10 protein-coding genes are annotated in these 14,408 nt (G+C 65.3%); 5 read left to right on the top strand and 5 right to left on the bottom strand.

Going from position 1 to position 14,408, the window contains the following annotated elements; translation table 11 throughout:
• The first annotated feature begins 61 nt into the window (after positions 1-61).
• The 5 genes from N5C28_RS06610 to N5C28_RS06590 all read left to right on the top strand — a co-directional run bounded on the left by N5C28_RS06610 (position 62) and on the right by N5C28_RS06590 (position 8,619).
• On the top strand, positions 62-1,831 hold the full coding sequence (locus tag N5C28_RS06610) for an N-acetylglutaminylglutamine amidotransferase (protein ID WP_279821189.1): 1,770 nt from the start codon (positions 62-64) through the stop codon (positions 1,829-1,831).
• 117 nt (positions 1,832-1,948) lie between these two features.
• Positions 1,949-3,688: an N-acetylglutaminylglutamine synthetase gene (gene ngg / locus N5C28_RS06605; RefSeq protein WP_279821188.1), complete on the top strand. Its 1,740-nt coding sequence runs from the start codon at positions 1,949-1,951 to the stop codon at positions 3,686-3,688.
• A 72-nt stretch (positions 3,689-3,760) separates the two neighbouring features.
• Positions 3,761-4,951, top strand: coding sequence for an osmoprotectant NAGGN system M42 family peptidase (locus N5C28_RS06600; RefSeq protein WP_279821187.1), 1,191 nt, complete (start codon positions 3,761-3,763; stop codon positions 4,949-4,951).
• 86 nt (positions 4,952-5,037) lie between these two features.
• Entirely contained in the window at positions 5,038-7,788 is a 2,751-nt protein-coding gene (locus N5C28_RS06595; RefSeq protein ID WP_279821186.1) for a hybrid sensor histidine kinase/response regulator, read from the top strand.
• A gap of 591 nt (positions 7,789-8,379) precedes the next feature.
• Positions 8,380-8,619 (top strand): YheU family protein, encoded by a 240-nt coding sequence (locus N5C28_RS06590; RefSeq protein ID WP_279821185.1) that lies wholly within the window; start codon positions 8,380-8,382, stop codon positions 8,617-8,619.
• A gap of 4 nt (positions 8,620-8,623) precedes the next feature.
• Here N5C28_RS06590 and N5C28_RS06585 read toward each other — a convergent pair whose 3' ends face one another.
• The 5 genes from N5C28_RS06585 to N5C28_RS06565 form a co-directional block, all read right to left on the bottom strand.
• The gene (locus N5C28_RS06585; protein WP_279821184.1) at positions 8,624-9,052 is read right to left on the bottom strand and encodes a hypothetical protein; all 429 of its coding nucleotides are present in this window, start codon (positions 9,050-9,052) and stop codon (positions 8,624-8,626) included.
• 490 nt (positions 9,053-9,542) lie between these two features.
• Entirely contained in the window at positions 9,543-10,706 is a 1,164-nt protein-coding gene (locus tag N5C28_RS06580; protein WP_279821183.1) for an MFS transporter, read from the bottom strand.
• 135 nt (positions 10,707-10,841) lie between these two features.
• Complete coding sequence (locus N5C28_RS06575) at positions 10,842-11,651, bottom strand: SDR family oxidoreductase (protein WP_279821182.1); 810 nt, start codon at positions 11,649-11,651, stop codon at positions 10,842-10,844.
• A gap of 207 nt (positions 11,652-11,858) precedes the next feature.
• Entirely contained in the window at positions 11,859-12,245 is a 387-nt protein-coding gene (locus N5C28_RS06570; protein WP_279821181.1) for a DUF2784 domain-containing protein, read from the bottom strand.
• 65 nt (positions 12,246-12,310) lie between these two features.
• Positions 12,311-14,302: a nucleoside-diphosphate sugar epimerase/dehydratase gene (locus N5C28_RS06565; RefSeq protein ID WP_279821180.1), complete on the bottom strand. Its 1,992-nt coding sequence runs from the start codon at positions 14,300-14,302 to the stop codon at positions 12,311-12,313.
• Positions 14,303-14,408 lie beyond the last annotated feature (106 nt).

Here is a 14,408-nt window from a genome sequence, read left to right as displayed (position 1 = left end):
TTGGTGTAAAAGGTCCGGCGCAGCTGGACACCCTCCCCAACGGCAACACCGGTAAGGAATTATGTGCGGAATAGCAGGAGAGTTACGTTTTGATCAGCGCCCGGCAGACTTGGCCGCGGTCGAGCGAATCACCCACCACCTGGCCCCTCGCGGCCCCGACGCCCACGGCTTTCACAGCCAGGGGCCCGTCGCCCTCGGTCACCGTCGCCTGAAGATCATGGACCTGGCCGAAGCCTCCGGCCAACCGATGATCGACAGCGATCTTGGCCTGTCGATGGTGTTCAACGGCGCCATCTACAACTACCCCGAATTGCGCGAAGAACTGAAAGCCCTCGGCTATCGCTTCTTCTCCGGTGGCGACACCGAAGTGCTGCTCAAGGGCTACCACGCCTGGGGCAAAGACCTGCTGCCCAAGCTCAACGGCATGTTCGCCTTTGCCGTGTGGGAGCGCGACAGCCAGCAGTTGTTCATCGCCCGCGACCGCCTTGGCATCAAGCCGCTCTACCTGTCGCGCACCGGCCAGCGCCTGCGCTTCGCCTCGAGCCTTCCAGCTCTGCTGCAGGGCGGCGACATCGGCAAGACCCTGGACCCGATCGCCCTCAACCACTACCTGAACTTCCATGCTGTGGTCCCCGCGCCGCGCACCATCCTGGCGGGCGTGGAGAAACTGCCGCCGGCCACCTGGATGCGCATCGACGCTAAGGGCCAGGTCGAGCAACAGAGCTGGTGGACCCTGCCCTTCGGTCCCCAGGGCGACGAAGCGACCTACAGCTTCGAAGACTGGCGCGACCGCGTGCTCGACGGCATGCGCGAGGCGGTGTCGATCCGTCAGCGCGCCGCGGTGGACGTCGGCGTGCTGCTTTCGGGCGGCGTCGACTCCAGCATGCTGGTCGGCCTGCTGCGCGAAGCCGGCGTGGAAAACCTCTCGACCTTCTCCATCGGCTTTCAGGATGCCGGCGGCGAACGGGGCGACGAATTCCAGTATTCCGACCTGATCGCCGAGCGCTTCGCCACCCAGCACCATCAGCTGCGCATCGGCGAGCACGAGATTCTCGAGCAGCTGCCGGCGGCCTTCCGCGCCATGAGTGAGCCGATGGTCAGCCATGACTGCATCGCCTTTTACCTGCTGTCGCGAGAAGTGGCCAAGCACTGCAAGGTGGTGCAGAGCGGCCAGGGCGCCGACGAGCTGTTCGCCGGCTACCACTGGTACCCGCAGGTGGATGGCGCGGCCAGCCCGTTCGATGCGTACCGCAAGGCGTTCTTCGACCGCGACCACGACGAGTACGCCGCCTGCGTCCAACCGCAGTGGCTGAGTCACGATGCCGCCGGCGATTTCGTCCGTGAGCACTTCGCCCAGCCCGGTGCCGAGGCGGCCGTGGACAAGGCCCTGCGCCTGGACAGCACGGTGATGCTGGTCGACGACCCGGTCAAGCGCGTCGACAACATGACCATGGCCTGGGGCCTGGAAGCGCGCACGCCTTTCCTCGACTACCGATTGGTTGAACTCTCGGCGCGCATCCCGGGTCGGTTCAAGTTACCGGACGGTGGCAAATACGTGCTCAAGGAAGCGGCGCGGCAGGTCATTCCGGCAGCGGTCATCGACCGCCCGAAAGGCTACTTCCCGGTGCCGGGTCTCAAGCACCTGGAAGGCGCCACGCTGGGCTGGGTGCGTGACCTGCTGGTGGACCCGAGCCAGGACCGCGGGGTGTTCAACCCCTCGATGCTCGACCAACTGCTGACCGACCCGCACGGGCAACTGACGCCCCTGCGCGGTTCGAAGCTCTGGCAACTGGCAGCCCTCAACCTGTGGCTGACCGAACAGGGACTGTGAGTGCCCCTTCCGGTTCACCCTGAGTGGTGGGCACCGCCGGCGCTCCACGGCCAGAGCGGTGTCCACGCAATCCATGACCCGGCACAGATCCGGGCGAAGCTGAGAGCAAGGACCACCATGCGAGCCACTGCCTTCAATCAACGTCTTCTGCGCGGCCAGGCGCCCTCCTACGAGCGCCTGCAAGCGCGTTTCGCCGAAGGCCATGATGACGAACCCCGGGAGCCCATTGCCGTGCATTGCGGCTGGGGTCGTCTGCTCATCGGACACACCTACCCCGACGCCAGCAGGCTGGCCCAGGACCTGCTGACCGAGCAGGTGGGCGAACGGGACATCGCCCTGTACGTCGCCGCCCCGCAGCAGGTGCTGGCGCAGTCCCCGCAACAACTGTTCCTCGACCCCTCCGACACGCTGCGCCTGTGGTTCAGCGACTACCGCCCGGCGCGCCGCAGTTTCCGTGGTTTCCGCATTCGCCGGGCCCAGACCGCCGAAGACTGGCAGGCCATCAACTGCCTGTACCAGACCCGCGGCATGCTGCCGATCGACCCGGAAAAACTCACGCCGCGCCACCTCGGTGGCCCGGTCTACTGGCTGGCCGAGGACGAGGACAGCGGCGCGGTGATCGGCAGCGTCATGGGCCTCAATCACCACAAGGCCTATGGCGACCCCGAGCACGGCAGCAGCCTGTGGTGCCTGGCGGTCAACCCGAACTGCAGCCGCCCCGGCGTTGGCGAAGCGCTGGTGCGCCACCTGGTGGAACACTTCATGAGCCGCAGTCTGAGCTACCTCGATCTGTCGGTGCTGCATGACAACGGCCAGGCCAAGAAGCTCTACGCCAAGCTGGGCTTCCGCGACCTGCCGACCTTCAGCATCAAGCGCAAGAACGGCATCAACCAGCCGCTGTTCCTCGGCCCTGGCCCCCAGGACGAACTGAACCCGTACGCGCGGATCATCGTCGACGAGGCCCTGCGCCGGGGCATCGACGTGCAGGTGGATGACGCCGAGGCCGGCCTGTTCACCCTCAGCCATGGCGGGCGACGCATCCGTTGCCGCGAGTCGCTGACCGACCTCACCAGCGCCGTCAGCATGACCCTGTGCCAGGACAAGCGCCTGACCCACCGCGCCCTGTCGCGGGCGGGCCTGAGCCTGCCGGCCCAGCGCCTGGCGGGCAGCGCCGAGGAAAACGCCGCGTTCCTCGCCGAGCATGGCAGCGTGGTGGTCAAGCCGGTGGACGGCGAACAGGGCCAGGGCGTGGCCGTGGACCTGCGCACCCCGGGCGAGGTGCAGGCCGCCATCGAACGGGCCCTGCCCTTCGACAACCGGGTGCTGCTGGAGAGCTACCACGAAGGGTTCGACCTGCGCATCGTGGTCATCGGCTTTGAAGTGGTTGCAGCGGCCATCCGCCGCCCGGCGGAGATCGTCGGCGATGGCCGGCACAGCGTCGGCGACCTGATCGATGTGCAGAGCCGTCGCCGCCAGGCCGCGACCTCCGGCGAAAGCCGCATTCCCAAGGACGCGGAAACCCTGCGCACCCTGCACGCGGCCGGCTTCGACTACGACAGCGTGCTGCCCGCGGGCAAACGCCTGGCCGTGCGCAAGACCGCCAACCTGCACACCGGCGGCAGCCTGGAAGACGTCACCGACATCCTCCACCCGGTCCTGGCCGAAGCCGCGGTGAAAGCTGCCCGGGCGCTGGAAATCCCGGTGGTCGGCCTCGATCTGCTGGTGCCGGCCGCCGACCAGCCCGAGTACGTGTTCATCGAAGCCAATGAACGGGCGGGCCTGGCCAACCACGAGCCGCAACCGACCGCCGAGCGCTTCGTCGACCTGCTGTTCCCCCTCAGCGAGGAAATTCACTGATACCCGCGGGCGGCGCCCGGCCCGGGTCGGCCGGGCCTTGCGCTCGCCTGCTTTCGTTCATAAGGAGACCTCATGTCGCAGCTCCCTGAACCCGATTCCGAGTACCTGCAGAAAGTCCTCCTGGAGATGCTGGCCATCCCCAGCCCCACCGGTTTCACCGACACCATCGTGCGCTACGTCGCCGAGCGCCTCGAAGAGATCGGCATCCCCTTCGAAATGACCCGTCGCGGCACCATCCGCGGCACCCTCAAGGGCAAGCAGACCAGCCCGGACCGGGCCATCTCGGCCCACCTCGACACCATTGGTGCCATCGTCCGTACCGTGCAGGACAACGGCCGCCTGGGCCTGGCGCCGGTGGGCTGCTGGTCGAGCCGCTTCGCCGAAGGCAGCCGGGTCAGCGTGTTCACCGACCACGGCGTGGTGCGCGGCAGCGTGCTGCCGCTGATGGCATCGGGTCATGCGTTCAACACCGCGGTGGACAACCTGCCGATCAGCTGGGACCACATCGAGCTGCGCCTGGACGCCTACAGCGCCACCCGCGCCGACTGTGAATCCCTGGGTATTTCCGTCGGTGATTTCGTCGCCTTCGACCCGCTGCCGGAGTTCACCGAAAGCGGCCACATCAGCGCCCGTCACCTGGATGACAAGGCCGGCGTGGCAGCGCTGCTGGCGGCCCTCAAGGCGGTCAAGGAAAGCGGCCTGGAGCTGGAGATCGACTGCCACCCGCTGTTCACCATCACCGAGGAGGTCGGCTCCGGCGCGGCAGGCGCCCTGCCCTGGGACGTCAGCGAGTTCGTCGGCATCGACATCGCCCCGGTCGCCCCCGGCCAGCACTCCAGCGAGCACGCGGTCAGCGTGGCCCTGCAGGATTCCGGCGGCCCCTACGACTACCACCTGTCCCGCCAGCTGCTGCGCCTGGCCAGCGAAAACGAGATCCCGGTGCGCCGCGACCTGTTCCGCTACTACCACAGCGATGCCCAGTCGGCGATCACCGCCGGCCATGACATCCGTACCGCGCTGATGGCCTTCGGCTGCGACGCCACCCACGGCTATGAACGCACCCACATCGACAGCCTCAAGGCCTTGAGCCGCCTGATCAGCGCCTACCTGCTCAGCCCGCCGGTATTCGCCAGCGATGCACAGCCGGCCAAGGGCTCGCTGGAGCGCTTCAGCCACCAGCTGGAGCACGATGCGCAGATGGAAAGCGATACCCGGGTGCCGACCGTGGACAGCGTGCTGAACCATCGCGACCAGGACCCTTGAAGGGGCCTGAACATCCGGGCAAAGTGTCGGACAAAAGGATTGCGGGTGCTGCTGGAGGCCCGGTTCGGCTCGCTTGAGGTGTTCGGATGCCTCGTCTCGCTCTGGCTCTTCTTCTGTTGTGGCTCAGTGGCACGGCCTGGGCCCAGCAGCCTATCGTGCTCGACAAGGATGACCTGCGGCTCTCGCTCTCGCCGGGGCTGTCGTATTACGAAGACGTCGCGGGTGACCGGACCCTGTCGCAGATGCGCGCCCTCGCCGACGACGCCTTCACCCCGGTTCACAGCAAGTACGCCAACTTCGGCAAGAACGAGTCGGTCTGGTGGTTCAAGGTCCGCCTGGACAACGCCCTGGTTCATGCTCTCGACGGCTACCTCGAGATCAATTACCCACTGCTCGATGACCTGCGCGTCTACCTGATCGGCCCCGACGGCCAGTTCACCGAGCAGTCCAGCGGCGATCGCCAGGCGTTTTCCCAGCGCCCGGTGCAGGTGCGCAACTTCTGGTTCCCGACCCACCTCGCACCCGGCCAGAACACCCTGCTGCTGCGGGTGGAGACCACCAGCACGGTATTCGTACCGATGTTTTTCAGCACCTACGGCGCCAGCGCCGCCGCCCAGGAAAACCTCATGGGCTTCAACGGCGCGTTCTACGGCGTGCTGTTCGCCATGTTCTTCTACAACCTGTTCCTCTACCTGTCGCTGCGCGAGTCCGCCTACCTCTGGTACCTGGCCTACAACATCAACGTCGGCCTGCTGGCCGCCTGCTTCGACGGCATGCTGTTCAAGCTGCTGCCCGAACACGTGGCGTTCCAGTCCATCAGCATCTATGTGCTGATGTACCTGCACTGCCTCACCGCCGTGCAATTCAGCCGCCACTTCCTGCATGCGCAGCAGTATTTCCCGCGCCTGGACAAGGGCCTGCGCCTGCTCATGCTGGCGACCTTCGCCTGCCTGATCTCCGTGCCGCTGATCGGCCTGCCGACCTGGAACATCCTGGCCAGCATCACCGTGTCCCTGGTTTCGCTGAGCCTGTTGCTGAGCGGCATCTACGTCTGGCGCAAGGGGCTGCGGTATGGCTCCTACTACATCCTGGCCTGGGGCATCCTGCTGTTCGCCTTCATCCAGGCCACCACCGGCTCCCTGGGGCTGGAAATCTTCGGCATCTTCGGTGCCACGGCGGTGAAGATCGGCGTGACCATCGAGCTGATCACCCTGTCCATCGGACTGGCCGACCGCATCAACACCCTTAAGGAAGAAGGCTTCCTCTCGCGCCAGGCCGCCGAACAGGCGAACATCGAGAGCAAGGCCAAGAGCCGCTTCCTGGCCAAGATGAGCCACGAGATCCGCACCCCGCTCAACGGCGTGCTGGGCATGCTGCAGCTGCTCAGGGAAACCCCGCTGGACCGCAGCCAGCGCTTCTATGTCGACACCATTTCCAGCTCCGGCGGCGCGCTGATGACGGTGATCAACGACATCCTCGACTACGCGCGGATCGAGTCCGGCAAGTTGAGCCTGGAGAAGATCGAGTTCGACCTGGAGGAAATGGTTTCCGAGACCCTCAGCCTGTTCACCGGGCAGGCCCTGGACAAGCGCCTACGCCTCTATGTCAGCCTGGAGAACGGTGTGCCGCGGCGCATCCAGGGTGACCCGATCCGCCTCAAGCAGGTGCTGATGAACCTGCTGAGCAACGCACTGAAGTTCACCGCCGACGGCCACGTGGCGGTCAACGTCTGCCGGCGCAGCGACTCCCAGGGCAACCCGCACCTGGTGTTCGCCGTCAGCGACAGCGGTATCGGTATCAGCGACGACGTGCTGGCACAGCTGTTCGAGTCCTTCGCCCAAGGCGACTCCAGCACCACCCGCCGCTACGGCGGCAGCGGCCTGGGCCTGGCGATCAGCAAGGAACTGGTGGAAATGATGGGCGGCCGCATCGAAGCCCAGAGCACGCCGGGCCAGGGCACGCGCTTCGCCTTCGACATCCCGCTGGAAAAGGAAAACACCGACGAAGACGACCTGGTCCGCCTGCTGAACGGCCGCACCGCCCTGCTCACCTCCCTCGACGGCCTGGGCCTGGATGCCCTGAGCCGCCTGCTCGGGCGTTGGGGCATGCGCACCGAGCGCTGCCAGACGCCGGAGCGGCTGCAGAGCTACCTCGACGACTACGCCGTGCCACCGCTGCTGGTGCTGATGGCCCCCTGGCCGGGCAGCACCTGCCACTGGCTGGACTCACTGCGACCGCGACTCAAGCCGGGACAGCGTGTACTGTTGCTGTGCCCGCCCGACCAGTGCCAGCAAACGCCGCCCAGCGGCTCGCTGCGCCTGCTCAACCTGGCCCAACCCCTGGCCATCACCGCCCTGCGCGAAGCACTGCAGGAGCTTTACGAGGAGCGCCGCATGGAGATCCGCAGCATGCCGCGAGAAGTGAGCAACAGCCACGCCAGCGCGCCGTGCATCCTGGTCGCCGAAGACAACGCCGTGAACCAGCTGGTGGTCCAGGGCTTCCTGAAGAAGCGCGGCTACAGCATCCGCCTGGTGGCCAACGGCCTGGCCGCGGTGGACGAATACCGGCGCAATCCGACTGCCATCCAGCTGGTGCTGATGGACTGCGAAATGCCGGAAATGGACGGTTTCGAAGCCACCCGGCAGATTCGCCGCTTTGAGCGCCAGAACAACATCCCCGCCGTGCCGATCGTCGCCCTCACCGCACACATCCTCGACGAACACCGCCAGCACGGCGCCGAAGCCGGCATGGACGAATTCCTCGGCAAGCCCCTGGACAGCGCCAAGCTCTACAGCACCCTGGACCGCTACCTGCTCGACCAGCCGGCAGATAGCTGAGGCACGAACGGGCCATTTGCAGGAGAGGCCTTGGCCTCGAGCTCGGTGGCCCCGCACCAGCACCGCGTTGTCGTCAGGCTAAAAGCTCGCGGGCAAGCCCGCTCCTACAGACGGCGGCGTTCGTCATCGTTCCCACGCTCCGCGTGGGCATGCAGCCCCGGACGCTCCGCGTCCGCAACGGCTGTCGGTACCATCACCGTTTGTGGTCATGCGGCCTGTGTAGGAGAGGCCTCGGCCTCGAGCTCGGCGGCCTGCGCTCCGGCGCCGCGTTGTCGTCAGGCAAAGAGCTCGCGGGCAAGCCCGCTCCTACAGACGGCGGCGTTCATCCTGCATTACCGATCGTTCCCACGCTCTGCGTGGGCATGCAGCCCCGGACGCTCCGCGTCCGCTGCGGCTGTCGGTACCGTTTGTGGCCATACGGTCTGTGTAGGAGAGGCCTCGGCCTCGAGCTCGGCGGCCTGCGCTCTGGCGCCGCGTTGTCGTCTGGCAAAGAGCTCGCGGGCAAGCCCGCTCCTACGGGTGGGCATCAGCGCCGTGGTCAGGGAGACGCAGGCGCGTTAGCATCGCACCCGCCCTATGGAGACCGACACCGTGCTGATCCCTGCCGACCTGCTGGAAAGCGACACCCTGACCCGCCTGATCGAAGACTTCGTGACCCGCGACGGTACCGACAATGGCGATGAAACGCCCCTGGAAACACGGGTGGCGCGGGTGCGGCGGGCGCTGGACAAGGGCGAAGCGGTGATCGTCTTCGACCCGGAAAGCCAGCAATGCCAGCTGGCGTTGAAGCGGGACGTTCCCAGGGAATGGCTGGAAGACCTCGAGAACTGAGGGATCAGCCGAGGGTGCTGCTCTCGCGCTCCCAGGCGCAGCGCACGCGCAACTCGCCCTCCTGCGGGCTGTGGAAGCCGTTATCGGACTCCCAGCGGAAGGTGTGGGTGCCGTTCAGCTCGGTTTCCAGGTGCACCACGGCGCTGGCCCAGTACAGGCGTTTGAGCAGTGCCTCGAAGTGCTTGATCCACAGGCTCCACTCGTACTCCACCGCCCGGTAGCTGGCGCCGAAGTGAATCACCTGGGTCTGGTACAGGCCGTCGCCCTGCTGCCGGCAGAACGAAAACATTTCCCGGCCGAGAAACGGCCAGGCATCACCGGCAGGCAGCTGGTCCAGCACCTGGCGATTGATCTCGCGGCGCAAACGGCTCTCCAGCGCACTGTCCGAAGGCCAGTCGCGGATGCAGCCATAAACGATGGATTCAGACTCCACACCGGCACTCCAGAAAAACCAGGCTGCGTTCTAACACAGCCCTGTCACGCAAGGAAGAAACGAGCGGCAACTTTGCGGATTCCTGCGCAGCTGCGCCACGACACCCAACCAGCATTCGCCGCGGGCGCGGCCCCCACAATGGGAATCGCGAACCGCCCAAACCTGTAGGAGCCCCGACCCGGGGCGAAGCTTTTGAGCCAACCCGCAATACCGCATCGCTGCCACCATTCGCCGCAGGCGCGGCTCCCACAATGGGAATCGCGAACCGCCCACACCTGTAGGAGCCCCGACCCGGGGCGAAGCTTTTGAGGCAACCCGCAATACCGCATCGCTGCCACCATTCGCCGCGAGGCGCGGCTCCCACAATGGGAATCGCGAACCATCCAAACCTGTAGGAGCCCCGACCCGGGGCGAAGCTTTGAGGCAACCTGCAATACCGCATCGCTGCCACCATTCGCCGCAGGCGCGGCTCTCACAACGAGTGGAGATATCAGGCCTTGCGCGGGCCGCGGCGCATGATCCAGGCTAGCACCGTCATCGACACGGCCAGGCCGGTCAGTACGACGAAGGGCAACTGGTAATTGCCCGACAGGTCGCGGGCCAGGCCCGACAGGATCGGCGTCAGGCAGGCGATGCTGTACCCCATGAACAGCATCATGGCGGTCCAGCGGCTGACGGCCATGGGCGAGCCCGCCTCGTACAGCGGCAGCACCAGCGACAGGGCGAACGAACCGCCGAGACCAAAACCAATGGTGACCGCCCACAGCTCGGGAAGGAAGGTCGGCAGGAAGGTGATCATCGCCAGGCTCACCGACGACAACAGGCCGCACGCCACCAACAACAGGTAGCGGGCGTCGAAGCGCTGGGCCAGCCACGGCAGGATGAACGAGCTCGGCAGGCCCATCAGCATCGACACGCTGAACAGCGTGTTGCTGTGCAGCATCGACAGCCCCGCTTCGTGGTAGCGCGCCACCGCCCAGGTGGCCAAGGCGTAGAACAGGCCGGCCTGGATCGCGAAGAACCCGCTGATCAGCCAGGCGCGCGGTTGCCGCCAGGGCAAGCCGCCCTTCCCTTCGGCACCGCCGTCCTGCTCGGGGTGGCTGGGCAGGAAGCTCCACACCACCACGCCGACGATGGCCGGCAATGCCCAGATGGCCAGGCCGAACGACCAGTCATCCCCCAGCAATTGGGTGGCCGGCGCCGTCAGCACCGCACCGCCGGCGCCGCCAATGGCCATGCTCAGGGAATACCAGCCCACCACATGACCCATGCGCCCAGCGAAGTGGCGCTTGATGAAACCGGACAACAGCGGGCCAGCCACGGCAATGGCCGCCCCCAGCAACACCGCACTGCCGATCAGCACGGCGCTGGCGTGGCCGGCCAGGCGCAGCAACAGCGCCAGGGCGATCACGCCGAGGCACAGGGTAATGGTGCGTTCCAGGCCCAGGCGCAACGCCAGGCGCGGCGCCACGGGCGCCAGCAGGCCCATGCACAGGACCGGCAAGGCGGTGGTGAGGCTGATCAGGCTGCGGGTCAGGGACAGCTCGGTCGCTATCCGCTCGATCAGCGGGGCCAGGGAGGTGATGCCGGGGCGAAGGTTGATCGCCGCGAACATCAGGGCCAGCAACAGGGTTGCCCGGGAAATGGCTTTCACAAAGAGTCCAACGTCATGACGGCTGGCAGGCCGGGGGGCGCAACCCTAACGCCGCGCCCCGCCAGGAGCAAGCCTGGCAGGCATCTTTCTGACTGGAAGGTCAGTTCCGCCCGCTCACTAGCGGCACACCGGCCGTCAGACCGGCTTGGCCTTGGCGCGCATCTTGTCGGCCATGCTGGTCATTTCGGCATACAACAGCTGCGGGTTCTTCTGCTTGATGGCCCAGGCCATGCGGCCCTGCTCGTGCGGCAGGATCATGAACTCGCCCTTGGCCATTTCCTGGTAGATGTAGTCGGCGATATCCGCCGCGGTGATCGGCGAGCTTTCCAGCAGTTTGCCGACCTGGGCCTTCATCGCCGGGGTCGGACCGCGGAAGGAGTCCAGCAGGTTGGTCTGGAAGAACGACGGGCACACCACGTGCACGGCGATTTCCTGCATCTTCAACTCGACCAGCAGGCTCTCCGACAAGGCCACCACACCGGCCTTGGCCACGTTGTAGTTGCTCATGCCCGGGCCCTGCATCAGCGCGGCCATGGAGGCGATGTTGACGATCGTGCCCTTGCTGCGCTCCAGCAGTGGCAGGAACGCCTTGCAACCCTTGACCACGCCCATGAGGTTGATCGCGATCTGCCAGTCCCAGTCCTCCAGCGACAGCTCGCTGAAGAACCCGCCCGAGGCCACGCCCGCGTTGTTGACGATGACATCGATGCCGCCGAACTTCTGCTCGCAGGCTTGGGCCAACGCAGTGAGCTGGCTGTAGTCACGCACGTCGCAGCGCTGGGTGAAACCGTCACCGCCCGCCTCGCGGACCAGGGCGAGGGTTTCCGCCAAGCCAGGTTCATTCACATCGGCCAGCGCCAGCTTCCAACCTTCACGCGCCCAACGCAGTGCGATTTCACGACCCAATCCCGAACCCGCGCCGGTAATCATCATGCGATTTTGCATACAGAGGTCGCCTTAGTGTGCTGTGGTAGATGGCGTCAGTGTAGCGAAGGAAATAATCCTCCCCACCCACCATCAGACTCCTGAATGCCGAGGCCGAAGCCAACTTCAAGCACAGCCACAAAGGGCATCACGCTCCGTAGGAGCGGACTTGTCCGCGAGCTCTGCTATTCGAGGCCCAGACCGCCGAGCTCGAGGCCAAGGCCTCTCCTACAGGGAGCGCAGCGAGCGACGGCTGCGCCAGGCACGCCAACCGATCACGCCGTACACCAGCAGGTTGACGATCAGGACGAAGGCCCCCAACCACAACTGGATCTGCGGCGTCAGCCCGGCCGGGTAGATGATCGGCACCAGGTAGTGCTCGATAAAGCCCCCTTCATAGCCCGCCTCACCCGCCGCGTGGCGCAGGCTGTTTTCCAGGGGCGTCAGCGGGCACTGCAGGTGCAGCACTTCGACGGTGACGCCCCATACCGCCGCCGGCAGGTGCAGCCAGATCAGCCACGACCAGCGCAGCAGCAACAGGCCACCGAGCACGGCGAACAGGATGAACAGCAGGTGAATCAGCAGCACCGCATCGGCGGCGAAGGAAATGAGCATGGTCTCAGCCGGTCAGGTGCCATGGGCAAGGTGCAGTGCCCTCGTCAGTGGCAATAGCGCGCCGCTCAGGTGCGGCGCTTGAGGTGGATCCAGTCGACGATCTCGCCTTCCGGCGTATAACCGCTGACCGTCTCGCGCAGGAGCTGGCGCACACGGTCATAGTCATCCCGCTCGACCGCCGCGAGCAGATCACCCAGGACCTTGCGGAACACATCCCACGCCAGGTATTCCTCGTTGGCGCGCATGATCATCGGGTGCTCGGTGGGGCTGACGTTGTCGCCGATCAGCAGTTCCTCATAGAGCTTCTCCCCCGGCCGCAGCCCGGTGAACTCGATGGCGATGTCACCGTGCGGGTTCTTGTCCGAACGAATGCCCAGGCCGCTGAGGTGAATCATCTTCTCGGCCAGCTCGACGATCTTCACCGGCTGGCCCATGTCCAGCACGAACACATCACCGCCCTGCCCCATGGCACCCGCCTGGATCACCAACTGAGCAGCTTCCGGGATGGTCATGAAGTAACGGGTGATATTGGGATGGGTCACCGTCACCGGCCCGCCCTTGCGAATCTGCTCGTAGAAACGCGGGATCACCGAGCCGGAAGACCCCAGCACGTTACCGAAACGCACCATGGTAAACCGGGTCTTGTTGACGTGATGAACCGCGTCGCCCGCGCCGAACAGGACCGGCGCAGACTCGGCGCTCAGCGCCTGCAGCACCATCTCGGCCAGGCGCTTGGTGCTGCCCATGACGTTGGTCGGGCGCACCGCCTTGTCGGTGGAAATCAGCACGAAATGCTCGACCCCGGCCTTCACCGCGGCCTGGGCCGTGAAGGTCGAACCCAGCACGTTGTTCAGCACGCCTTCGGCAATGTTGTGCTCGACCATCGGCACGTGCTTGTACGCCGCGGCGTGATAGACCGTATTGACACTCCAGGTACGCATCACATCGAACAACCGCTCCGGGTTGCGGATCGACCCGAGAATCGGCACCAACCGCACCGGCAGCGAATCGCGACGCACCCGCTGCTCCAGCTCGGTGTGGATGCTGTACAGGTTGTACTCGCTGTGCTCGAACAACAACAGCGTGGTCGGCCCGGTCGCCACGATCTGCCGGCACAACTCCGATCCGATCGACCCGCCGGCGCCGGTCACCATAACCACCTGCCCACGGATACAGCGTTCGAACAGCGCCTTCTGCGGCGGCACCGCATCCCGCCCGAGCAGGTCGGCGATGTCGACTTCCTGAACGTCCTCGACCTTTACACGGCCGCTGGCGAGATCCATGAAGCCGGGCACACTGCGAACATGCAGAGGATACTGCTCAAGCAACTCAAGTACTTCCCGTCGACGGCCACGCGTTGCGGAGGGAATGGCCAAGAGAATTTCCTGAGCCCCTGTGTCCTCGATCATCCGCTGGATATGCTCGGGTTTGTAGACGCGTAAGCCCGCAATTACACGCCCGGCAATGCCATCATCATCGTCCACAAAAGCCACAGGACGCATAGCACGCCCCATGCGCAACGCTGCAATGAGCTGGTTACCCGCGGCTCCGGCGCCATAGATGGCAACATGTACCCGCCCGTCTCCGCCGTGAGCGAAGCCGCCCTTCATGTTTGGATCGAACCAGTCGCCCATGAAGAACTGGCGCATGAAGAGACGCAATCCCCCCAGGAGAACCAGGCTCAACCACCAATAGTTGAAAACCATTGAGCGGGGTATCACAGCAGGCGTGTTTGGGTACCAATACACGACCAGTGCCAATAGCAACGCTGAAAGCGAAACAGCCTTGGCAATCGCGATCAACGCATCGTTGCCAAGATAGCGCATGACCGCGCGATACATCCCGAAGCGAATAAACAAAGGCAACGCAATCAAAGGTGCTGTGATGAACAACCAGCCGTGACCTGAAAAGGGATGCACGACATTGAACTCGCCCAGACGCACGACGAAGGCCATCCATAAGGCAATCCAGATCAATACCGTATCGGCCAGCAACTGCAGCAGACGCTTGTCGCGCCTTGGCAGATTGAGCAGCAACCGTCGCAAAGCATCCATCACAACATCCTTAAAAGCATGAGGTCACTCATGGCCAATCATGGGAGCGACTATTTCCCCCCTGAAGGCAGCCAGTTTGCAATCAAGCCATCAGGCAGAAGGAAGGCGC

The sequence above is a fragment of the Pseudomonas sp. GD03944 genome, assembly GCF_029839275.1.
In the GTDB taxonomy this organism is placed as follows: domain Bacteria; phylum Pseudomonadota; class Gammaproteobacteria; order Pseudomonadales; family Pseudomonadaceae; genus Aquipseudomonas.
The sequence above is the reverse complement of the archived record's forward strand: the minus strand, read 5'-3'. Positions and strand labels throughout refer to the sequence as shown.